Annotated in this window: 20 protein-coding genes; 9 read left to right on the forward strand and 11 right to left on the reverse strand. The window is 73.4% G+C overall.

The window, feature by feature from the left end; translation table 11 throughout:
• Position 1 precedes the first annotated feature (1 nt).
• Genes IW245_RS08705 through IW245_RS08720 form a run of 4 tightly spaced genes read right to left on the reverse strand, consistent with a single transcriptional unit; the run spans position 2 to position 3405 of the window.
• On the reverse strand, positions 2-568 hold the full coding sequence (locus IW245_RS08705) for an EboA domain-containing protein (protein ID WP_197002671.1): 567 nt from the start codon (positions 566-568) through the stop codon (positions 2-4).
• Positions 565-1404 (reverse strand): sugar phosphate isomerase/epimerase family protein, encoded by an 840-nt coding sequence (locus IW245_RS08710; RefSeq protein ID WP_197002672.1) that lies wholly within the window; start codon positions 1402-1404, stop codon positions 565-567. The genes IW245_RS08705 and IW245_RS08710 overlap by 4 nt, the downstream gene beginning before the upstream one ends.
• Complete coding sequence (locus tag IW245_RS08715) at positions 1401-2243, reverse strand: SCO3242 family prenyltransferase (RefSeq protein WP_197002673.1); 843 nt, start codon at positions 2241-2243, stop codon at positions 1401-1403. The genes IW245_RS08710 and IW245_RS08715 overlap by 4 nt, the downstream gene beginning before the upstream one ends.
• Positions 2230-3405 (reverse strand): inositol-3-phosphate synthase, encoded by a 1176-nt coding sequence (locus tag IW245_RS08720; protein ID WP_197002674.1) that lies wholly within the window; start codon positions 3403-3405, stop codon positions 2230-2232. Before IW245_RS08720 ends, IW245_RS08715 begins: the two co-directional genes overlap by 14 nt.
• A 248-nt stretch (positions 3406-3653) precedes the next feature.
• On the opposite strand from IW245_RS08720, the gene IW245_RS08725 reads away from it, so the two are divergent.
• The 3 genes from IW245_RS08725 to IW245_RS08735 are packed head-to-tail and all read left to right on the forward strand — an operon-like array spanning position 3654 to position 6514.
• On the forward strand, positions 3654-3866 hold the full coding sequence (locus tag IW245_RS08725; protein ID WP_197002675.1) for a hypothetical protein: 213 nt from the start codon (positions 3654-3656) through the stop codon (positions 3864-3866).
• 54 nt (positions 3867-3920) lie between these two features.
• On the forward strand, positions 3921-5180 hold the full coding sequence (locus tag IW245_RS08730) for an MFS transporter (RefSeq protein WP_197002676.1): 1260 nt from the start codon (positions 3921-3923) through the stop codon (positions 5178-5180).
• Positions 5177-6514 (forward strand): hypothetical protein, encoded by a 1338-nt coding sequence (locus IW245_RS08735; RefSeq protein ID WP_197002677.1) that lies wholly within the window; start codon positions 5177-5179, stop codon positions 6512-6514. The genes IW245_RS08730 and IW245_RS08735 overlap by 4 nt, the downstream gene beginning before the upstream one ends.
• Positions 6515-6530: 16 nt before the next feature.
• Here IW245_RS08735 and IW245_RS08740 read toward each other — a convergent pair whose 3' ends face one another.
• From IW245_RS08740 to IW245_RS08770, 7 genes are read right to left on the reverse strand one after another with little or no spacing between them, the layout of a single operon-like run.
• Positions 6531-7781: an ATP-grasp domain-containing protein gene (locus IW245_RS08740; RefSeq protein WP_197002678.1), complete on the reverse strand. Its 1251-nt coding sequence runs from the start codon at positions 7779-7781 to the stop codon at positions 6531-6533.
• Positions 7782-7783: 2 nt separating this feature from the next.
• Complete coding sequence (locus tag IW245_RS08745; protein ID WP_197002679.1) at positions 7784-9001, reverse strand: ATP-grasp domain-containing protein; 1218 nt, start codon at positions 8999-9001, stop codon at positions 7784-7786.
• The gene (locus tag IW245_RS08750; RefSeq protein ID WP_233472444.1) at positions 8998-9315 is read right to left on the reverse strand and encodes an avidin-fold protein; all 318 of its coding nucleotides are present in this window, start codon (positions 9313-9315) and stop codon (positions 8998-9000) included. Before IW245_RS08750 ends, IW245_RS08745 begins: the two co-directional genes overlap by 4 nt.
• 5 nt (positions 9316-9320) lie before the next feature.
• A complete protein-coding gene (locus IW245_RS08755; protein ID WP_197002680.1) occupies positions 9321-10607 on the reverse strand; it encodes a SidA/IucD/PvdA family monooxygenase in 1287 nt (428 codons plus the stop codon).
• An 8-nt stretch (positions 10608-10615) separates the two neighbouring features.
• Positions 10616-11629 (reverse strand): FAD-dependent oxidoreductase, encoded by a 1014-nt coding sequence (locus IW245_RS08760; RefSeq protein WP_233472443.1) that lies wholly within the window; start codon positions 11627-11629, stop codon positions 10616-10618.
• Positions 11630-11641: 12 nt separating this feature from the next.
• A complete protein-coding gene (locus IW245_RS08765) occupies positions 11642-13033 on the reverse strand; it encodes a class I tRNA ligase family protein (protein ID WP_197002682.1) in 1392 nt (463 codons plus the stop codon).
• Positions 13030-13383, reverse strand: a complete 354-nt coding sequence (locus tag IW245_RS08770) for a cupin domain-containing protein (protein ID WP_197002683.1) — start codon at positions 13381-13383, stop codon at positions 13030-13032. The genes IW245_RS08765 and IW245_RS08770 overlap by 4 nt, the downstream gene beginning before the upstream one ends.
• Positions 13384-13782: 399 nt before the next feature.
• Between IW245_RS08770 and IW245_RS08775 the strand changes: the two genes are divergently transcribed.
• The 6 genes from IW245_RS08775 to IW245_RS08800 are packed head-to-tail and all read left to right on the forward strand — an operon-like array spanning position 13783 to position 21105.
• Positions 13783-14499, forward strand: a complete 717-nt coding sequence (locus IW245_RS08775; RefSeq protein WP_197002684.1) for a class I SAM-dependent methyltransferase — start codon at positions 13783-13785, stop codon at positions 14497-14499.
• A gap of 37 nt (positions 14500-14536) precedes the next feature.
• Positions 14537-15511, forward strand: coding sequence for a GHMP family kinase ATP-binding protein (locus tag IW245_RS08780; RefSeq protein ID WP_197002685.1), 975 nt, complete (start codon positions 14537-14539; stop codon positions 15509-15511).
• On the forward strand, positions 15508-16548 hold the full coding sequence (locus IW245_RS08785) for a cysteine synthase family protein (RefSeq protein ID WP_231398716.1): 1041 nt from the start codon (positions 15508-15510) through the stop codon (positions 16546-16548). The genes IW245_RS08780 and IW245_RS08785 overlap by 4 nt, the downstream gene beginning before the upstream one ends.
• A complete protein-coding gene (argH, locus tag IW245_RS08790; RefSeq protein ID WP_197002686.1) occupies positions 16545-18014 on the forward strand; it encodes an argininosuccinate lyase in 1470 nt (489 codons plus the stop codon). Before IW245_RS08785 ends, argH begins: the two co-directional genes overlap by 4 nt.
• Positions 18011-19201 (forward strand): ATP-grasp domain-containing protein, encoded by a 1191-nt coding sequence (locus IW245_RS08795; protein WP_197002687.1) that lies wholly within the window; start codon positions 18011-18013, stop codon positions 19199-19201. Before argH ends, IW245_RS08795 begins: the two co-directional genes overlap by 4 nt.
• Complete coding sequence (locus IW245_RS08800; RefSeq protein ID WP_197002688.1) at positions 19198-21105, forward strand: FAD/NAD(P)-binding protein; 1908 nt, start codon at positions 19198-19200, stop codon at positions 21103-21105. The genes IW245_RS08795 and IW245_RS08800 overlap by 4 nt, the downstream gene beginning before the upstream one ends.
• Positions 21106-21324 lie beyond the last annotated feature (219 nt).

The following is a 21324-nucleotide window of genomic DNA, read 5'->3' on the forward strand; positions in this document are numbered from 1 at the left end:
CCTACCGGCTCCTCAGGATGTGCAGCAGTGCGAGGGCGTCGTCGGGGACGGACCGGCCGGCGGCGGCGCGCTCGTCGGCGAGCCCGCCGAGCATCTCGGCCAGTTCGGCGTCGGCGCGTTCCGTCAGGTCGTGCACCACCGACAGGGGCACGCCCATGAACACGCACTTGAGGACGCCGTGCCGCCAGGCCGCGGCCTCCAGGTGCGCCGCGTACGGGCCCAGGGCCGCGCCCACCAGGCGGGTGTCGTTGGTGCGCAGGGCGTCACCGAGCAGGTCGGCGCACCGGTCGCCGACCAGCAGTGCCGGCAACGCGAGGAGGACGGCGCGTTTCTCGTCGGCGTCGCCGTAGCGGTAGAGGGCTCTGACCTCGCCCACCACCGCGCGGGGCGGCAGGGCGGTGAGCAGCAGGGCCCGGGCCGCGTCGTCGGTGCGCCAGCCCTCGGTGAGCGGGTCGCGGCCGACGTGCCGGCCGACCGCCGGGAACAGGGTCGCGATGGACGCCGGCTCGACGGCGACCCGGTCGAGGGCCGCGTCGAGCCACGGGCTGGCCGGTGGCGCGGGGATCACACCAGGATCCCTTCGGCGGCGCGGAGGAAGTCCAGGGACCGGGCCGCGACCTGCGGGGCCGCGTGCGAGTGCCGGGGCAGCTCGACGGCGACCAGGCCGGCGTAGCCGACCTCGGACAGTGCCGCGAGGACCGGCGGGAAGTCGATCTCCCCGGCGCCGAACTCCAGGTGCTCGTGCACGCCTGCGCGCATGTCGTCGATCTGCACGTTGACCAGGTACGGACCGACCGCCCGGACGCAGTCGGCGACCGGTACGGGTTCGTTGCACCGGCAGTGCCCGATGTCGAGGGTCAGCCCGAAGGCCGCGGGCCGGCCCAGGTCGGCGCGCAGCGCATGCCACTGGGCGAGGTTCTCCACGAGCATGCCCGGCTCGGGTTCGAAGCCGAGGACGACCCCGGTGGCGTCGGCGTGCGCGACGATCTCGGCGCAGCCGGCGACGAGCCGGTCCCAGGCGTCCGCCGGTCCCAGGCCGTCGGGGCGGACGCCGGCCCAGAAGGACACGGCCTCCGCACCTAGATCCGCGCCGATGTCCACGGCCCGGCGGAGGAAGTCGACCCGCCGGCGGCGGTCGGCGTCGAGGAGGGTCGGCGCGTGCTTGCGGCGCGGGTCGAGCAGGTAGCGCGCCCCGGTCTCCACCACGACGCCGAGGCCGTGGCGGCCGAGTGCCGTGGCGACGGCCGCCGTGCGTTCGAACACCTTGGGCTGATACGGGTCCAGGTGCGCGTGGTCCAACGTCAGCGCCACCCCGGTGTAGCCGAGGTCGGCGATGACGGCGAGCGCGTCGTCGAGGCGGTGGTTGGCGAAGCCGTTCGTGCCGTACCCGAAGCGCAGGCTCATGTCGGGGACACCTTCCGGGCGAGGGCGCGGGCGAGCGGGGCGGCGGCCGCCAGGACCGCGCCGGTGACCGGGGCGCCGGCCGAGGCGGTCAGCGCGCCCTGCAACGCCGGGAGCGCCGTGATGCCCGCCCCGACGGAGGCGCGCACGTTGGCGGCGGACGGGTCGTCGAACGCCCTGCGTTGCGCGCCGCCGTAGCGGGCCGCGTACCAGCCGCCGAGGAGGGCTGACAGGCGGCGTTGCCGGCCCAGGACCGGCGCGGCGGCGATCGCGGCCGTGGCGACGAGGGTGCGGGCCGGCAGGTCCCGGTCAGCGCCGTGCACCTCGCGGCGGGACAGCGCGGTCACGGTGTAGGTGTGCGAGGCGACCACGAGCGCCGGCCACAGCGCGCGGGACACCTTGCCGGTGCTCGCGCCGAGCAGGACGTCCAGGCCCCGGCACAGGGCCATGCCGGCCGGTCCGGCGTCGGTGTTCTTCCAGGCCACGTCATACGCCCAGATGGCGCCGACCAGCGGCACGGCCACGGCCAGGGCCCGTCGGCCGCCGGTCAGCGCGGCGACGGCCAGGCCGGCGGCGGTGAGGCCGCCGGCCACCCCGAGCGCGGCGGCGGGGGTGATCCGGCCGGACGGGATGGGCCGTTCGGGGCGTTCGACGGCGTCGAGGTCGCGGTCGGCCCAGTCGTTGGCGGCCATCCCCGCCCAGTACAGGCAGACGGAGGCCGTGGCGAGGCCGGCGGTGCGCCCGCCCAGGGTGCCGGCGGCGGCGGCCCCGGCCACGGCGTCGCCCGGCACTGACAGCGCTGCGGGGGCCCGGACGAGTTCGACGAGGTCACGCAGTCGCATCGGACAGCCCCCTGACGAATTCGACGAGGAGCGTCCACTGCTCGGCGAGGCCGTGCGGGACGTCGCCGATCGGGTCCTTGAAGAAGAACGCCAGCTCCGGCACCGGCCCGACGACGCCGGCGGCGTGCGCGGCGGCGGTCAGCCGGGCCAGGTCCAGGACGAGGGGGGCCGCGAGCGCCGAGTCGCAGCCGTGCCAGGTGAACTCCATCCGCATCGCCGTGCCGAGGAACCCCTGGAAGGTGACCAGGTCCCAGGCGGTCTTGAAGTCGCCCAGTTCGGGCACGTGGTCGATGCGGGTGTGGCCTTCGGGCTGGTAGCCGAGGGTCTCGCCGAGGACGCGGTGCTTGCTGGCGGTCTTGGCGGCGTTGGCGGCCGGGTCGGCCAGGGTCGCGCCGTCTCCCCCGCCGAGCAGGTTGATCCCCGACCAGGAGGTCACCCGCAGGTGCCGCAGCGCGAACATCGGGGCGAGCACGGACTTGAGCAGCGTCTCGCCCGTCTTGCCGTCGCTGCCGGCGTGGGGCAGCCGGGCCTCGGCGGCCAGTTCGGCCAGCGCGGGCAGGCGCGCGCCGGTGGAGGGGGTGAAGTCCACGAAGGGGCAGCCGGCCGACAGTGCCGCGTACGCGTACAGCGCGCTGGCCGGCAGCACCGCCCCGGGCAGGTCGAGGGCGGCGCGGAGCGCGGCGAGGTCGGCGTGCGCGGGGTGGGGGGTCGCGACGGGCTCGGTGGAGGACACGTTGACGACCACGATCCGGGCCAGGTCGTGCCGGTCGCGGAAGGCGCGCAGGTCGGACACGATCCGCGCGGCGGTGTCTGCCTGGACGCGGCCGTCCGGGGAGCCTTCGCAGGGGACGCCACCGCCGGGGGCCGGCAGGACCTCGACCTCGATCATGTCCAGTTCCGCGGCGACCGCCTCGACCAGGGCCCCGGGCAGGACGCCGGAGGCGGCCAGGTCGCGGGCCTTCTTCACGAGGCCGACGGTGGACATGTCGTGGCCGCCGAAGACGAGGTCGCCCAGGGTCGGCACGGCGGCCGACCGCAACTCGGGCAGCTCCGTGACGCAGCCCAGCGGGGCGGCGAGGGAGGCGCGCACCGCCAGCGCGCCGACCATGCTGGTGACCGCGACCGAGCCCCGCGCGCCGATCAGCCAAACTCCCGTACGCAACGGGCCTCCCCGGGGTGGAACGCGAACAGTGATCACGCCGAGCCTATGTCCACTCCGGGAGAAGTTTCTACGGTTCGGCAGATCCGGATCGCCACCTGGCACAATCGCTTCATGTAAATAGCCGAATGGCCAAAAGCACTCATCCCCTTGGATGTGATCCCCGACACCTTCCCGCGTTTAGTGTGTGTCCTTTAAGGACGCCTAGCGTTGGAGGAACTCGCGTGCGACGAACACAGCGACGTGTCCGGTTGACCGCCTTGGCGGTGCTCCTCACCACCGCCGTGCTCCCCACCGGCCCGGCGGCCGCGGCTGGTTCCGCGACGGAGATCGCTGTCGTCGCCGTCGGACTCAACGCGCCGCGCGGCCTGGCCGTCGGGCTCGGAGACGTCGTGTACGTGACCAACAGGACGATGTCCGCCGGGGGCGCCGGACAACTGCTCAAGCTGACCCTGCACCAGTAGCACCCACCGGGCGAGCGGCCACCCGGCCGTCAGCCCAGACCGGGAGGTCCGACGATGAGCGGTTCCGCGGACGCTGGCATCCTCGTCACCTGGCGGCAGTCCCCGCTGGCGGCGAAGGCCCTGCTGGTCGGCATCCTGGTCAACCGGCTGGGAGCGTTCGTCCAGATCTTCCTGGTGCTGTTCCTGACGTTCCGGGGCTTCACCACGGTGCAGGCCGGCGTCGCCCTCGGGGTGTACTCCGTCGGCTCCGTCGCCGGCTCCCTCGTCGGCGGCGAACTGTCCGACCGGCTCGGCCCGCGCCGCACGATCCTGGTCAGCATGGCCGGTACCGCCGGCATGGTCCTGGCCGTGCTCTACCTGCACAGCTACCCGGCGATGCTCGCGGCCGTGGCCCTGGTCGGCGCGATGACCGCCACCTACCGGCCGGCCGCCAAGAGCCTGCTGTCGGAGCTCACCCCGGCGCACCGCCAGGTGATGATCTTCGCGATGTACCGGCTGGCCTACAACCTCAGCACCACCGCGGCCCCGCTGATCGGCGCGGCCCTCGTCGCGGTCAGCTACGACCTGCTGTTCTGGGCCGAGGCCGTCGCGTGCCTGGCGTTCGCCGTGATCGCCGGGATCGCGCTCCCCCGGCGCGGGGCGACGGCCACCGGCGCCCCGGCGACAGCCGCCGAGGGGAGCTACCTCGTCGTGCTCCGCGACGGCCGGTACGTGCTGTTCCTTCTCGCGCTGCTCACCAACGCCGCCGTGTACACCCAGTACCTCAGCGCGCTGCCGGTGGCGATGCGGTCGCAGGGGCTGAGCACCGCGTGGTTCAGCGCCATGCTCGCCCTCAACGGCTTCATCGTGATCACCTGCGAGCTGCTGGTCACCAAGGTCGTGCAGACCTGGCCGATGCGGATCACGGTGGCGGTCGGGTTCGTGCTGCTCGGCGGCGGCCTGGCCTGCTACACGCTGCCGATCGGGGCCGCGGCGTTCGTGCTCGGCACCCTGGTCTGGTCCCTCGCGGAGGTCGTCGCCGGGCCGACCATGTTCGCGTACTCGGCCGTGGCCAGCCCCGAACGGCACCGGGGCCGCTACATCGGCGCGGCCTCCGCCGTCTTCGGGGTCGGCTCGGCCATCGGCCCGGTCGTCGGACTCGCCCTGTGGGAGCGGGTGCACGCCGGCGTGTGGTGGTGGTACGCGGCGGCCACCCTCGGCGGGATCGCGGCCGGCTGGTTCGGGATGCGCGCCCCGGGCCCGACGGATCCGCCCGACCCGGCGCACGGCACGCCCGCCGACGCCCCGCTCGACGAGAGGACCCAGACGCCATGACCCGCAACGCGATCACCGGGCACTACCTCGCGGAGGTCGCCCGCAGGGGCGTCGGCCCGGCCGAGCTCACCGACGCCACCCAGCGGCACCTCGACCTGGAGGCGACCAGCTACCGGGGCAGGACCCTGCCCCGCCCGGCGTTCCTGGACAGGGCCGAGGTCGCCCGCCTCGACGAGGACCTGCGCAACCTCCAGGACGCGCTCTACGCGCTCCCCCACCGGCTGTTCGGCGGCGACATCGGCGCGTTCGCCCGCGCCGCCGGCATGAACCCCGACCAGGTCACCGCGGTGTTGCGCGGCCGGGGGCCGGCCCCGACCCGGATGGGGCGCGCCGACATCTACCACGACGGCGAGCACTTCCGGCTGATGGAGCTGAACCTGGGCAGCGCCCTGGGCGGGCTGGACAACGCGATGGTCAACCCGACGTTCCTCACCCACCCGTTCTTCGCGGAGTTCGTCGCCGAGCACGGCCTGGCGTACGTCGACACCATCGAGGAGCTGGTGCGCACGCTGCTGGTCGAGAGCGACGTGCCGGCCGGGCAGCGGCCCCTCGTGGCCGCCGTGGACTGGCCGGCGAGCTTCGACGGCCTGGAGGAGCGGCTGAAGGCGAGCGCCGCGGTGATGGCTCCGTTCGGGGTGGACGTGGTGCCGTGCCACCTGGGCATGCTGGAGTTCCACGACGGCCGGGTCTGGTTGCGCGGCCGCCCGGTGGACGTGGTCTACCGGCTGTTCCTGATCGAGGACCTGCTCGACCCGGCCGGTCCCGGGCTCGTCGAACCGGTGCTGCGGGCCGTGGAGCGCGGCGAGGTGCGGATCTTCGCCCCGATGGACGCAGAGTTGTACGGCAACAAGGCCGCCCTTGCCATGGTCGCCGACGAGGCCAACCGGCACCACTTCAGCCCAGCCCAGCGGGCCAGCCTCGACCGGCTGCTGCCGTGGACCCAGGTCGTCCGGGACGGCGACGTGACGGTCGACGGCGCCCGGGTGGACCTGCGCGGGTACGCCGTCGCGGAGCGGGAGAACCTGATCCTCAAGCCGACGCTGCTGCACGGCGGGCTGGGCGTCGTGCCCGGTTGGGAGACCGACGCCGGGGAGTGGCTGGCGCACCTCGACGGGGCGATGACCGGCCACCACGTGCTCCAGCGTCGGATCCGGGGCGTGCCGGAGCTGTTCCCGACCGCCGACGGCCTGGAGCGGCGGTTGCTCAACTGGGGCGTGTTCACCTCCAGCCAGGGCTACGCCGGGGCGTTCGTGCGCGGCACCACGGATCTGGAGGACGGCATCGTCAACGTCGCGGCCGGGGCGACCCTGGGGTGCACGTTCCACGAGGCCTGAGCCGGGGCGGGGCCCCTCATGAGGGGTGTGGGCCCCGCTCCACCTCCATCCGGCGTTCGAGGTCCTTGATCCGGTGGTAGTCGGCGTCGAGGGCCGCGCGGTCGGCGGAGGCCAGCACGACCCAGCCGACCATGCTGGACAGGCCGGCGGGGGCGGGCAGCAGGTCGCCGCCGCCGAAGTAGAAGTGGTGCAGCGCGTGGGTCGACAGGCCGGTGACGCCGTCGAACAGGTCGCCGTTGCGCCACGTGCCGGCGTGCGGCGCGGAGATCACCACGCTGCACACGTGCCGTACGAGGTCGTAGGTGGGGCTAAACGCGCCGCGCACCCGGTGGTCGACGGTGCGCAGGATGTGGTTGGTGCCCGTCGCCATCCTCGAGATCATCTGGTGGCCGCCGCCGGCGGGCCGGGCGCCGACCTCCAGCAGCCGGGGGCCGTCGGCGGTGAGGATCACCTCCGTGTGGCAGCAACCGTTGCGGATCCCGACCGCGTCGAGCACCCGCTTCGTGTACGGCCACACGGCCGCCACGTCCGCGTCCCCGGGCGCCAGGAAGTCCACGAGGTCGTAGACCCCGATCCGGTCCCCGCGCCGCACCTTGGTGTAGCGGCACACGTCGACGAGGCCGTGCGCGCCGTCGACGGAGTAGCTGTCGACGAGGAACTCCGGCCCCTCGGCGTACTCCTGGACGAGCACGGCGTCGTTGCGCAGCCCGAACTCGTTGGTGTGCCCGTAGATCTGGTCGAAGAAGCCCCGCCAGTCCGCGCCGGCGTCGACGAAGTGCACGTTGTCGGTGGCGGCGCTCTTGGGCGGTTTGACGACGAGTCGGACCCGGTCCAGGCCGGTGGCCTTCAGCCACCGGTCGATCTCCGCCGGGTCGGCGCTGCACAGTTGGCGCAGGTGCGGCAGGCCGGCGGCGTCGGCGGCCGTGGCCATCGCCCATTTGTCGCGGCGGGCGGCGGCCAGCTCCGGGACGTGACCGGTGCCGGGCAGCACGCGTTCGACGAGCGCGTCGGCGAGTTCGACCCCGGTCTCGGAGCCGGCGATCAGGCACAGGGGGTCATACCCCCGCAGGGTCCCGGCCAGGGCGGCGAGGTCGCCGTCGAACACGTGGACGGCTGCGAAGTTCTCCGGGTGCCAGGAGTCCGCGTACAGCGGAATGGGTTCGGGGGTGCTGAGCACCGCGACCGTGGCCACGCCGGCGTCGGCGAACGCCGCCGGATACTCCTGGCCCGTCCCCAGCGGGTCGACCACCACCGCGCACCTGTCCACGGCTACCTCACTCTCACGGTCAGGGCGGCCTCGGCCGCGTCCAGGGCCGCCGCGCACCCGGCGACGGTGCCGGACACGGCGGTGGCCAGCGCGATGCGGCCCCACAGGGTGCCGGCCGGCGGCGGGGACACCACGTCGCCGGGCCCGGCGAGGGCCGTGATCCGGTCGACGTCGGCGGGCAGGGCCGTGGTGTCGATGTCGATGCCGTCGATGGTCGTGTCGTCCTTGTCCGGGTACCGGAACCGCACCGCCCCGACGAGCCGCCGGTCGGCCGTCACCTCCGGCGGCAGGCCGCAGGCGACGGCCGCGGCGGCCAGCCCGGGGTCGATCCCGGTGGCCCGCAGCCCCAGGTACGGGATCAGGTCCCCGCCGAGCCGGCCGTTGACCTCGATCACCTTCGGGCCGGTCGGGGTGAGGCGCAGCTCGGTGTGCGTCATGGCGTCGGTGACGCCGAGCGCGGCGTGCGTGTCGGCGACGATCCGCAGGATCCCCGGATCGGTCAGCAGCGGGTCGCCGGCGTCGACGAGGTGCCCGACCTCCTCGAAGTAGGGCGGGTAGCCGATGTCCTTGCGGGCCAGGAACAGCGGCGACACGTGCCCGCCGTGCACCGCGGCGTCGACGCTCACCTCGGCCCCGGTCGCGTACTCCTCGACCAGCACCGTCTCGTACGTCCAGGCTCCGGGCACCGTGGTGTCGCGGGCGAACCCGAACCGGTCGGCGAGGTCGTGCGGGGTGCGCGCGAGGACGACGCCGAGGCTGGCCGCGAGGGCCCGGGGCTTGAGGACCACCGGGTAGCCGATCGCCTCGGCGGCCTCCAGCGCCTCCTTCAGCCCGTGGACCAGCACGGACGCGGGCTGGGGCACGCCGGCCGCCCGCAGCGCCACCCGGGTGAGGTGTTTGTCGCGGCACCGCATCGCGACGTCGGGGTCGCCGCCGGGCAGGCCCAGGGCATGGGCGACCTTCGCGGTCTGCAACACCCGGGCCTCGTCCCAGCTGAGCACGCCGCGCACCGGTCCGGCGACCGCCCGCGCGGCGGCGACCATCTCCGCGGCGTCGACCGTCTCGCCGGGGCTGTCCAGGACGGTCCAGCCGGCGATGTGCGCGCGCTCCCACGTGGGTTCCTCGCCGAGGAGCAGGTGCACCCGGTACCGGGAGCCGATCGAGGCCAGCAGGTACTCGCGGTACTCGCGGCCCCCGGTGCCGATCACCAACAGGGTCATGTGCCGAACTCCTCGATCTCGGAGACGCCCGACGAGCCGTCCGTGCGGCTCCACGCCTCGGTGAGCCGGATCCGGCCGTCGTCGAGCAGGGTGGGGGTGCCGACGAAGGTGCCGGACACGGTGTCGCCGGCTGCGGTGACGTAGCAGTAGGCGGCGTCGAGGACCCCGTCCGGGCCGCACGTGGCGACGACCCGGCCGGCCCGGACGGCGGTGCCGGAGAACTCGGCCCACACCAGGTCGCCGTCCTGGTGGTAGTGCCCGACGGAGCTGCCGGGCACCGCGTCCACCGGCCGGAACCTGCGGTTGTCGTACACGCCGCTCAGCCCCAGTCGACCGGGCAGAGTTCGTCGGCGACCGCGAAGACCTCCCGCTTGAACATCGAGTTCAGCACGATCGCCGCCCGCACCGGCAGCAGCGTCAGGTTCGCGTCGGTGAGGCCCATGCTCAGCCGGGCCCGGTTCAGGGCGTAGATCTGGTGGCCGTTCATGCCCTTCCACCGCACGGAGAAGTCCGACTCGACGATCACCTCGCCGTCCTCGCCCCAGTCGACCCGCTCGCGCAGGTCGTCGTCGAACGGGATCGGCGTGTTCTCCCGGCCGGTGGCGATCACGACGTACCGGACCCGGTGTTCCTCCTCGTGTTCGGCCGTGCGGCAGCGCAGGACGACGTCGGCCCCCTCCAGCACCGCCGACGTGACGTCCCTGCCCGGCATCAGCGTCACCGGGTACCTGCCGAGGTCCAGCAGGCCGTCGTAGTTGGCCTGATAGAGCGCGCGCATCGCCCCCGGGGTGAGCGCGTCCCCGGTCGGGTCGAGCCGTTTGATCACACTGCGCCGGGTCTCCGGGGACAGTTTCTGCAGGGACTCGATGTGCGCCGGCCGGTACACGTCGTTGGCGCACGGCGAGTCGTCGATGGTCTCCATCCACAGCCGCCTGCCGAACCACAGGATCCTGGTGAACCCCTGGCCGACCAGCCGCATCACGGCCTCGATCCCGGTCTGGCCGCCGCCGACCACCGCGACCGGCGCGTCCCGGTCGGCGCGCATCGCGTCGAGCCGGCCGGTGAGGTCGTCGGCGATGAAGCCCCGCTCGTGCGGCAGCCCCGCGAACCCGTCGGGGATCACCGGCCGGCTGCCGAGGCCGAGCACCAGGTGCTCGGCGTGCGCGAGTTCGCGGCCGTCGGAGTGCAGGGTGAAGCCCTGCTTGCCGAGGGAGATGCTGTCGACGGTCACGCCGTAGTGGATGTTCGGGATCCGCCGGGCAGCCCAGGTCAGGTACCGGACGTACTCCATCCGGGGCATCACGTCGAACTGCGCGTTGAGCAGCGCGAACATCCGGCCGGTCGTGACCAGGTAGTTGAGGAACGTCAGCTCGTGGCGCGGGTCGACCATCGACACCAGGTCCTTGAGCCAGGAGGTCTGCATCCGCACCCCGGAGTGCAGCAGCGTGTTGTGCCAGCCCGGTCCCGGTTGCCGGTCGAACAGCGCGATCGACTCGGCGGTGGCCGACCCGAACAGGGCCGCCAGGCTGAGGTTCGCCGGCCCGGCGCCGACGCCCACCGTGTGGAAGCGCGGCACTTGGGTCTGGTGTGTTTCGTCGTGGATCATCGTTGACCTCACCTGCGTTCGACGGGAGTGGGTTCGGCGGCCCGGCCCAGTTCGACGAGCCGGGCCGCCGCGCGCCGGCTGGCAGCCAACGCGGTCTTCGCGGAGCCGCCCGCTCCGCCGGAGAACGTGAACACCCCGCGATCCGGCGGACCCACCGGGCGCAGGGCCAGGCCCGGTGTGTCGCAGTAGCCGTCGGCCGAGCCGACCCGCAGTCGGGCCGGGCCGATCCGCAGGCCGGGGAACCGGTCCCCCGCCAGGCGCCGGGCCCGGTCGGCCAGCGCCGGTGTGGTCGGCGGCCGGTCGGGGTCGACGTCCCACAGGTCGGTGGGCAGGCCCAGGAGCAGCCCGTACGCGCCGTCCGGACGGCCGTACAGGCCGGTGGTCGCGTCCACGAACTGACCGGGTCGCCGGCCCTCGACCGGGTGCACGGCGTACTGGATCGACTTGGTGCGGTAGCCGTCCGCCGGCAGGCCGCTGGCGCGCAGCAGGGCCCCGGTCCAGGCCCCGGCGGCGACCACGGTCAGGTCGGCGTCGGCCGGCATATGGTCCAATGTGGACTCCGAACACCGCGCGCCGCTGTCGGCCAGGACCTCCTCGCGCAGCCGGCCGGGGGCGATCTGCCCCGCCCGGTGCTCCACGACCGCCACCGCTGCCGGGTCCAGCCCGGCCCAGCCCAGCGCCGCGGCGTCGAGCACCCGGGCGGACCCGGGCAGCGCGTACTCGATCTCGGCGACCGCGTCGTCCAACCCTGCCCGGTCCGCGACGAGGTAGGTCGCGCGGGTCGGCCGAAAGTCCGCCCACCGGCGCAGGGTCTCGCTGCCGAGGAGTTCGACGAGGCTGTCGAGGGCGAGGGACCGCTGTCCCGGGTCGGTCTCGTAGGCCCGGACAGCGCCGCCCGACGCGGCGGTCGCGTCGGTGCGGCCGGCGGGCCCGGTCAGCACCTCCAGTCGCCAGCCGGGGGCCAGCCGGGCGAGCCGCCAGGCCAGCAGCGCGCCGGCCAGGCCGCCTCCGATGATCCGCACCCGCACGTCCGCCTACCCTTCGCCCCGGGGCAGTGCGCCCCGGCCGGTCAGCGCGGCCATCGCGACCGAGTCCACGCCGACGCCGGCCCCCAACGCGCCGAGCAGCGCCCGCACGGCCAGGGCGGCGTCGAAGCCGTTGAGGTGCAGAGCCCGCTCGGCCCGTTCCACCTCGGCGGCGGCCAGTGCGGCGGGCAGCGCACCGTCCGCGCCCGGGGGCGTCGCGCCCGAACCGGCGGTGGACAGCAGCGGGCGGACCCACGCGCAGAACGCCCGGTACGCCTCGTGGGTGAAGTCGGTCTCGTAGCGGTCGGGCCGGTCCCAGGACAGGAACAGCCGGACCAGCTCCGGGTCCTCCGCCGCCAGGAACTCCTCCGCCCACAGCGCGTGATTGCGGCTGGTGGAGAACTTCTTGCCCTCCAGCAGGTACAGCTCGTTGACCACCGCCCCGCAGGCCTTGGCGGTGGGCACGCCGGCGGCGGCCAGGATCGCCGGGTACAGGATGGCGAAGTAGAAGGTGTTGTCCATGCCGTTGAAGTGCCAGACGCCCTCCACCTCCTCCCAGGCCCCGACCCACTCGGCCAGGCCGGCGGCCTCTGGGCGCAGCGCGTGCGCCGGGCCGTAGAGGTAGGAGAACCCGAGCTCGGAGGGGAAGTCGACCCGGAGCCCCTCGAGGGGGCCGTCGCACTCGATCCCCCAGTTCGTCGGGTACGCCAGCGGAATGTCGGGCAGCGGCGCATGCCGGTACTGCTCCAGCACGGTGCGCATCCGCATCGGCCACTCCGCGCGCAGCCACTCGGTGGTCAGCCGGTCGCGGTAGTCCTCCAGGGGCAGCACCGGGATGGTGGCGACGAACGGCCGGGGCGCTCCCCCGCAGCGCGCGCAGCTCGGATCGAGCAGGGTCTGCGCGGAGGTGAACCCGCCGCAGCCCTCACAGGAGGTGCCGTTCGCGCCGGTCGCGCACACCGGGCAGGTGCCCACGACGTAGGAGTGGTGCAGGGTGCGCTCGCAGTCGGTGCACCGCAGCAGGGTGTACTCGCGCATCGGCACCGTGCCGTTCTCGACCAGTTCGCGGAGGATCCGGGCGATCGCGCGCCGATAGTGGGGGGCCTGTGGGTCGAGGAAGGCGTCATAGCCGATCCGGGCGCCGTCGAAGGCCGCCATGATCTGCCCCCGGTACCGGGTGACCATCTCCTCGACGTCGACCCCCTGGAGTTCGGCCTTGGTGAGCACGTAGTTCGGGTGCACGTCGACGCCGGCGAGGGTCAGCACCCGCTCGCCCCGGGCCCTGGCCGCCCGCGAGGCGATGTCCGCGGCCAGGTACGGCCCGGACAGGTGCCCGATGTGCAGCGGCCCGTTGACCGTGGGCTGCGGGATGACGATGACCGTCACGCCAACGCCGGTCACAGCGCCTGCTCCCGGGTCGCGAGGGGCATCCAGTAGGCGCTGAACACGACCAGCGCGACGTCCGTCGACCGGTTGTGGATCACGTGCCCCTCCCCGCTGTCGAGGAGGAAGGCTGACCCGACCGCGACGTCGGCGACCTGGTCGGCGGTCTCCACGGTCGCGACGCCGGAGACCACGATGGACAGCTCCAGCTCGGGGTGGCCGTCGCGGGGCCCGCTGCCGCCCGGCGGGATCGTGTACCACATGGCCTGGAAGGGCATCCTGCCGTCGAGCCCGTACTGCTCCCACCGGGCGACGTCGACGACCCCGATCGCCGAGGACTCGGCGGAGTCGCTGCTGAACTGACGCATAACTACCTTCCCATCTCGCGGACGCGGATACGGAGAGTGAGTTGACGTGAAGGGGGCAGCGCGAATTTCCAAGGTGACGCGGCAGGAGGATATAACGCATGACTGCGCCCTGTCACGCGTTGATCTTCATCAATGATCAAACGTAAAAGTCCTCCGGAGAGATGGTGGCGGAACGGTCCGGTATCGACTGATTGACATTGACCTTGATCAACGCCATTGAAGCTTCTTCACTAATGATCACCGCTACATTGGACAGTGCTTCTCGTTTTGGCCGATTTGGTCCGGGCGGTCCCTCCGGCCATCAACAAAAGCCGGAATGCAGGGTTGCTTGTGGACAGTCGCCGACTTATTGTTCACTCAGCCCGGGGGCCGCGATCAACGTGATCTTTGGAGGGCATGGTGAACAAGGGAGTTCCGTCGCGCGACGCTGCCGCGATTCCGCTGTGGGACGGGGCGTACGACGCGACCCGGCTCGGCGGCCAGGCCAACCTGTGGGGCGACCCGCCGGTCCCGCACGCCGAGAAGGCCGCCCGGCTGTTCGCCCGCCACGGCGCCTCCGTCGTGCTCGACCTGCCCTGCGGCGACGGCCGCAACCTGCCGCCCCTGGCCGCCGGAGCCCCGGTCCTGCTGGCCGGCGACACCTCGGCGAACGCGATGGCCATCGCCGAACGGGTCGCCGCCGGGGCCGGCGTCCGCGACCGGGTGGTGTTCGTGCGCACCGACGCCTTCGACACCGGGCTGCTGCCCGACTCCGTGGACGGGATCTTCTCCTGGGACCTGCTCGGACACCTCACCGACCCCGGCGCCGCCCTGCGCGAGTTCCACCGGGTGCTGCGCCCCGGCGGCGCCATTGTCGCGAACATGTGGACCATGAACGACTGCCAGGTGAGTGACCCGAACATTCGCGAGGTGGCACCCAAGGAGTACATCGACCATTTCGATTTCTACTGCCGGTTCTACGACCGTTCCGACCTCGACGAGCTGCTCGAATCCGTCGGCATGATCACCGAATCCGTCGAGACGGCGAGTTGGTGGGAGCCACCGCACGCCGGCTATCGGGAATACGAACACGAGCACGAGAGTCTGATCTTCACGATCCGGAAAGCCGTCGCCTGAGAATTCACCGGAAGCGTTTCCCGGAAGAAGGGTTCTCATGACGCAACGCGCTCTCCACGAGCTTCGTTCGACAAAGGTGTCAGCGGAATTCGGGATCGGTAAGGGTTACGCGCCCGCGCATCACGGGGAACTACTCCAGGGCATGTTCCGCGACGCTTCCGGCGGACTCCGGCGCGCGCTCGTCACCCTGCCGCAGACCACCCGCGGCACCCGGGCGGTGTTCCGGCCAAGCCAGAACCACTGGGGGGTGGTCGGCTCCCCCGGGCTGACCAAGGTGCGCCGGGCCGCGGTCCTCGCGCTGCGCGAGTTCGCCGGTCGACCGGGCGCCGCCAAGGGCGGGCACATCGAGATCGTCAGCGACGTACCCGTCGGCATCGGCATGGGCTCCTCCACCAGCGACGTCACGGCGGCCATCCGGGCCGTCGCCGACTACCACGGGGTCACCCTGTCCCGGGAGGAGCTGGGCCGGCTCGCCGTGCTCGCCGAGTGCGCCTCGGACCCCGTCATGATCGACGACCGGGTGGTGCTGTTCGCGCACCGCGACGGCGTCGTGCTCGAGACCCTCGGGCACCGGCTGCCGCCGCTGCTCGTGGTCGGCTGCGACACCCGGCCCGGGGACAGTGTGGACACCGACCGGTTCCCGCCCGCCGAGTACGGCGACCGCGAGATCGGCTTCTTCGGGGTACTGCTCGCGGCACTGCGCCGCGCCCTGGCCACCGAGGACGTGGCTCTGCTCGGCCGGGTCGCCACCGCCAGCGCGCGGATCAACCAGCGGTTCCTCCCCAAGGACAACCTGGAAGCCCTCCTCGAGCTGTGTCTGGCCCACGGCGGCGCAGGAATCCAGATAGCCCACAGTGGGACGGTCGCCGGACTGATCTTCGACGCCCGCTCGCCCGACGCGCCCGACGCCGCGGTGCGGTGCTCGGCCCGGATCGAGGCCATGGGCCTGGTCCTCACGACCGTGATCGGTGCCCCGCCGGGCGGCACCGCCGAGGAGAGGACGGCCTGTTGAGCATCCGCACCGGGTACGAGGAGGCCACCGAGGCCTACCAGCTGCCCCGGCTCGTCCGGCTCGGCCCCAACCTGTACGGGGCGTGCTTCACGCTGATGAAGATGATCCCGGCCCGCTACATCCTCCGTCGGGCGCTCGCCGAGGGCCGGCTGCCCGCCGACGCGACGATCGTGGAGACCACGTCCGGCACATTCGGCCTGGCGCTGGCCATGCAGGCCGTGCACCTGGACCGGCGGTTGATCCTGGTCAGCGACCCGGTGGTCGACGAGCGGCTCTACCGCCGGCTCACCGACCTCGGTGCCGTCGTCGAACGGGTACCTGCCGCGGCGGGCGCCGCCCCGGGCGGCTACCAGGCGGCGCGCCTCGACCGGTTGCACGAGATCCGCGCCGGGCTCCCGGGGAGCTTCTGGCCCGAGCAGTACTCCAACCCGGACAACCCGCGGTCCTACGCCGCGGTGTCCGAGCTGGTCCTGGAGTCCCTCGGCCAGGTCGACTGCCTCGTCGGCCCGGTCGGCTCCGGCGGCTCGATGACCGGCACCGCCACGTACCTGCGCTCCGTCGTCCCGGAGTGCCGCGCGATCGCCGTCGACACCCACCACAGCATCCTGTTCGGGCACCCCGACGGCCACCGCGAGCTGCGCGGGCTCGGGATGGGCCTGATGCCGGCCAACCTCGACCACACCGTGTTCGACGACGTGCACTGGACCTCGGCCGGGGCCGCCTACCAGGCCACCCGGCGGCTGCACCGCCGGCACGGGCTGTTCATGGGGCCGACGAGCGGGGCGGCGTACCTGGTGGCGGACTGGTGGGCCCGTCGGAACCCGCGGGCGCTGACCGTCGTGATGTTCCCCGACGAGGGCTACCGCTACCAGGACACGGTCTACGACGACGCCTGGCTCGCCGCCGCCGGCCACACCGCCGGGCCCCCGACCGACCCGGAGCCCCTCGACGACCCGACCCGCGCCGACGGCGTCTGGACGAGCTACGCCTGGGGCCGGCGCACCCACGCGGAGGTCATGTCCGGGGTCCCGGCGTGACCGCCCCGACGCCACCCAGCACCGGTCGCAACCTGGGCCAGTTGCGCCCCCGCACCCGGCACGTCGTCTACGGCGACCTCTCCCCCGCCGACATCGCCGCCGAGATGCCCCCGATGATCCGGGTCGACCAGGCACACGTCGCGATGCTCGCCGCCCGGGGTCTGGTCCCGCCCGGCGCCGCGGGCGCGCTGCTGCGCTGCATGGCCGACCTGACCGCCGCCGGCTACGCCCCACTCCTGACCCGCCCGGCGCCCCGCGGCCTGTTCCTGATGTACGAGGGCTACCTGATCGAGCACCTCGGCCCGGACGTCGGCGGGGTACTGCACACCGGACGGTCCCGCAACGACCTGAAGGCCACGATCACGAGCCTGGCGCTGCGGGACTGGGTGCTCGACGTCGGCGAGCAGGCCGTCCGCCTCGAAGGGGTCCTGCTGAACCGGGCCAGGGCGCACCGGGCGGTCGTGATGCCGGTGTACACCCACTTCCAGGCCGCGATGCCCGTGACCTACGGGCACTACCTGCTCGGGGTCGCCCTCGCCGTCGGCCGCGAACTCGACGCGCTGTTCGCCGCCGCCGAGGGGTTGCGGACCTGCCCGCTGGGCGCCGGGGCCGTCGCCGGCACCGACCTGCCGATCGACCCCGCGCACACCGCCCGGCTGCTCGGCTTCTCCGCCGCCGCCCCGCACGCCCTGGACGCGGTGGCCAGCCGGGACGTGCCGCTGCGCCTCCTCGGAGCCGCCGCCGGGCTGGCCGTGGTGCTCAGCAGGCTCGCGACGGACCTGCAGCTGTGGAGTACCCAGGAATTCGGGTTCGTGGGTTTTCCCGACCGGCTCGTCGGGGGCAGCTCGGCCATGCCGCAGAAACGCAACGCGTTCCTCCTCGAACACGTGAAGGCTAAGCCCGGCCAGGCGATCGGCGCGTGGGCCGCGGCGGCGGCGACCATGGCCACGACGCCGTTCACCAACTCCATCGAGGTCGGCACCGAAGCCGTGGCCAGCGTATGGCACGGGCTACGGGCCGTCGAACAGTCGGTGCTGCTCAGCCAGGTCCTCGTCAGCGGGGCCCGGCCCGACGAGGCCCGGACCCGTTCCCGGGCGGAGGCCGGCTTCACGACGGCCACGTCGGTGGCCAACCGGCTCGTGCGGGCCGGGGTGCCGTTCCGGACCGCGCACCACCGGGTCGGCGACGCCGTCCGCCGGGCCGTCGACGCCGGCTCCACCGACCTGGCGGCGTACGGCCCACCCGGCTGGCTCGACGGCACCGGCCTGACCGGGCTGGACCTCGCCGACCTGGTCGCCGAGCACGCGCACGGCGGCGGCCCCGGCGACTTCACCGGACCGCACGCGACCGCGACCCTGGCCTGGAAGGCACACCGGCAGTGGCTGTGCGACCGGCGGGGCACCGCCCGCGCCGCCGAGGCGGAACTGGCCGCCGAGGTCCACCGACTGACCATGGAGGCCCCGTGACCGACTGGTTCGTGCTGGTGGAGAGCAACACGACGGGCACGGGCCGGCTGTTCGCCCACGCGGCCCGCGACCTGGGGACGCGCCCGGTCCTGCTCGCCCGCGACCCCGCCCGGTACCCCTACGTCGCCGCCGACGGGCTCGATCACCGGGTGGTGGACACCGCCGACCCGGCGGCCGTGCGCGCCGCCTGCCTGGCCCTCGGCGGCCGGATCATCGGCGTGACCAGCAGTTCGGAGTACTTCGTCGCGACCGCCGCCGAGGTGGCCCGCGACCTCGACCTGCCGCACCCGGACCCCGACGCCGTCCGGGACTGCCGCGACAAGCCCACCCAGCGCCGGACGCTGCGCGACAAGGGCGTCCCCGGCCCGCTGTTCGGCGACGCGCGCACCTCGGACGAGGCGGTGTCCGTGGCGGGTGCGATCGGCTGTCCCGTGGTGGTCAAGCCGGCCGCCGGCTCCGGCTCGATCGGGGTACGGCTGTGCGCCGACCCCGACGAGGTGCACGCCGCCGCCGAGGCCGTCCTCGGCGCCCTGCCCGGGCTGCCGCCCCAGGGGGCCGTGCTCGTGGAGGAGTATCTCGACGGGCCCGAGTACTCCGTGGAGACCCTCGACGAGCACGTCGTCGGCGTGACCCGCAAACACCTCGGCCCCCACCCGTACTTCGTCGAGACCGGCCACGACTTCCCAGCCCCCGTCGGCCAGCCGCTCACCACGTCCCTCGCCGACGCAGCGATCGCCGCGCTGCGCGCCCTGGGCCTGGGCTGGGGACCGGCGCACGTGGAGCTGCGGCACACCCGGCGTGGCCCGTGCGTCGTCGAGGTCAACCCCCGACTGGCCGGCGGCATGATCCCGCGCGTGGTCCAGGAGTCCTGCGGGGTCGACATGATCGCGCAGGTGGTCGCCCGGGTCGCCGGTCGCCGCCCCGACCCGGCCCCCTCCCGCGCCCGGCCCGCCTCGATCCGGTTCCTGGTCGCCGCGCGCGCGGGCACGCTCACCGGGATCGGGGGCGTCGACGCCGCCCGAGCCGTGCCCGGCGTGGTCGAGGTGGGGGTGCTCCGCGAACCCGGCGACCTGGTGCTGCGGCACTCCTTCCAGGACCGGCTCGGCTACGTGATCGCCACCGGGCCCGCCGCGGCGCTGGCGGCGGACGCGGGGCTGCGCGCCCTCGATCCCCGGATCACGCCGTGACCGCCGCGGTGACGGTCGCCGTCATCGGCCTCGGCTCGCGCGGCCTCGGAGTCCTCGAACGGATCGTCACCCTCGCCGATCCGGAGGCGGGCCCGGTGCGGGTCGAGGTGATCGATCCCCTGTGTACCGGCGCCGGCGTGCACGACGTCACCCAACCCGACTACCTGCTCCTCAACACCACCTGCGCCCAGGTGTCGCTGTTCCCGGACGCGTGCACGGTCGGCGACACCGCGCCGGCCCCCGGCCCGAACCTGTGGGAGTGGGTGACGGCGCGCGGTCTGCGGCTCGCCGACGACGGGTACACGGTCGGGGCGCACGGGCGGGCAATCCGGCCGACGGACTTCCTGCCCCGGCGGCTGCTGGGCGAGTACCTGTCGTGGTTCCTGACCGAGATCCTGCGTCGGGTCCCCGGGCACGTGACGGTCACCCCGCATCGGGCGACCGCCGTCGACCTGCGCTCCGAGACCGACGGCACCCTGGCCGTGGTGCTGTCGGACGGTTCGGCCGTGCGGGTGCGGCACGCGTTCGTCACCACCGGGTACACCGGCGACGAGGTCGCGGAGTCCGACCGGGCGGTGACCGAGCCGTATCCGCTGCCGGGCCGGCTCGCGGGGATCGGGGCCGGGGACAGTGTCGCGGTCGGCGGGTTCGGGCTGTCGGCGTTCGACGTGGTGTCTGGACTGACCGTGGGGCGCGGTGGGCGCTACACCGGCGACGGCGACTCCCTGACCTACGTCCCGAGCGGCGAGGAGCCCTTCCTCTTCATGTACTCGCGGTCCGGTGTCCCTTGCCGGGCCCGGCCCCGGGTCGTGGAGTTCGGCCCGGTGCGTGCGCCCCGCGTGTTCACTGCGGCGGCGGTCGACGCGGTCCGGGCCCGGCGCGGCGTTCTCGACTTCGACCGGGACGTGCTGCCGCTGATCCTCACGGAGATGCGGGTCGCCTACCGGCGGCGTGAGGCGGACCTGGCCGGCAGGGAACCACCGGCCGCCCTCCTCGGCGTGCCCGACACCGGACGCGGCGGCCCCGGCGCGGGCCTCCGTGCGCCCGACGCGGATGTCGGCTCGCCCGGCGCGGTGGTCCGCACCATCGACGCTCTGCTTGCGGTGCTCGACGACCTCGACGCCCGGCACGGCCCGTTCGACCCGCGCGCCCTGCTCGACGGCACCGAGGGCATGCTCCTCGACGACGCCGTCGCCTACCAGAAGTGGCTCACGGAGACCGTCCGCCGCGATCTCGCCGAAGGGGTGCTGGGCTTCGCCGGCAGCCCGGTGAAGGCTGCGCTCGACGTCCTGCGCCTCGGCCGGGACACCTTCCGGCACGCCGTGGACTTCGGTGGCCTCACCGCCGAATCCCTCGACACGTTCACCCGGCACACGGTGCCCGCCGTCAACCGGGCGGTCGTCGGCCCGCAGTACGAACGGCACACGGAACTCCTCGCCCTGATCGCGGCCGGGATCGCCGCCGTCCCATTCGGGCCCGCCCCTTCGGTGACCAGGTCGACCGATGGCTGGACGATCGCGTCGACCCGCCTCGCGGTGCCGCACGCGCGAACGGTGGACTGGCTGGTCTCCGCGCACGTCCGGCCGCCCGGGGTCGAGTCCACCACCAGTCCCCTGCTGCGGTCACTGCGGGAGAAGGGCTGGATCCGCCGGCACCGGCCGGCCAGCCGCGAGGTGCGCGGCATCGACCTCGACCGCGACATGCACCCGGTCGACGCGACGGGCCGGGTCGACCGGCGGCTGTGGTTCCTCGGGCCGCTGTGCGAGGGGGTGACGTTCTACAACAACCTCGTGCCGTCACCGGGCATGTGGTCGCGCCCGGTGGCCGACGCCCACCGCTGCGTCTCGCAGATGTACGCCCGCTCCGCCATGCGGGCCAGTCGGGACCGGAAAAACTCAGAGTGACGAACTCCGGGTCCATGGCTTTCTTTGGCCTCTATCACCGCGATGTCACAACCGGATCGCCTTTCCCGATGAATTGCGGACGCGTCCAGCCGCATTCTTCCGAACTCATCCAATGTCACGCCGCGGCACGGTTCACGCGAGCGCTGAGAGATGAATTGTCCTTAGTGCGAGCTCGGATACGCTGGGGTGTAGTATGGCCGGTCATCGGTTGATCTCCGC

Source organism: Longispora fulva (genome assembly GCF_015751905.1).
Lineage (GTDB): Bacteria > Actinomycetota > Actinomycetes > Mycobacteriales > Micromonosporaceae > Longispora > Longispora fulva.

What these genes read in the sequence shown, in the direction of transcription:
- IW245_RS08710 (WP_197002672.1), bottom strand. Translation starts at nt 1,404, where the DNA reads ATGAGCCTGCGCTTCGGGTACGGCACGAACGGCTTCGCCAACCACCGC.
- IW245_RS08715 (WP_197002673.1), bottom strand. Translation starts at nt 2,243, where the DNA reads ATGCGACTGCGTGACCTCGTCGAACTCGTCCGGGCCCCCGCAGCGCTG.
- IW245_RS08730 (WP_197002676.1), top strand. Translation starts at nt 3,921, where the DNA reads ATGAGCGGTTCCGCGGACGCTGGCATCCTCGTCACCTGGCGGCAGTCC.
- IW245_RS08735 (WP_197002677.1), top strand. Translation starts at nt 5,177, where the DNA reads ATGACCCGCAACGCGATCACCGGGCACTACCTCGCGGAGGTCGCCCGC.
- IW245_RS08745 (WP_197002679.1), bottom strand. Translation starts at nt 9,001, where the DNA reads ATGACCCTGTTGGTGATCGGCACCGGGGGCCGCGAGTACCGCGAGTAC.
- IW245_RS08755 (WP_197002680.1), bottom strand. Translation starts at nt 10,607, where the DNA reads ATGATCCACGACGAAACACACCAGACCCAAGTGCCGCGCTTCCACACG.
- IW245_RS08770 (WP_197002683.1), bottom strand. Translation starts at nt 13,383, where the DNA reads ATGCGTCAGTTCAGCAGCGACTCCGCCGAGTCCTCGGCGATCGGGGTC.
- IW245_RS08780 (WP_197002685.1), top strand. Translation starts at nt 14,537, where the DNA reads ATGACGCAACGCGCTCTCCACGAGCTTCGTTCGACAAAGGTGTCAGCG.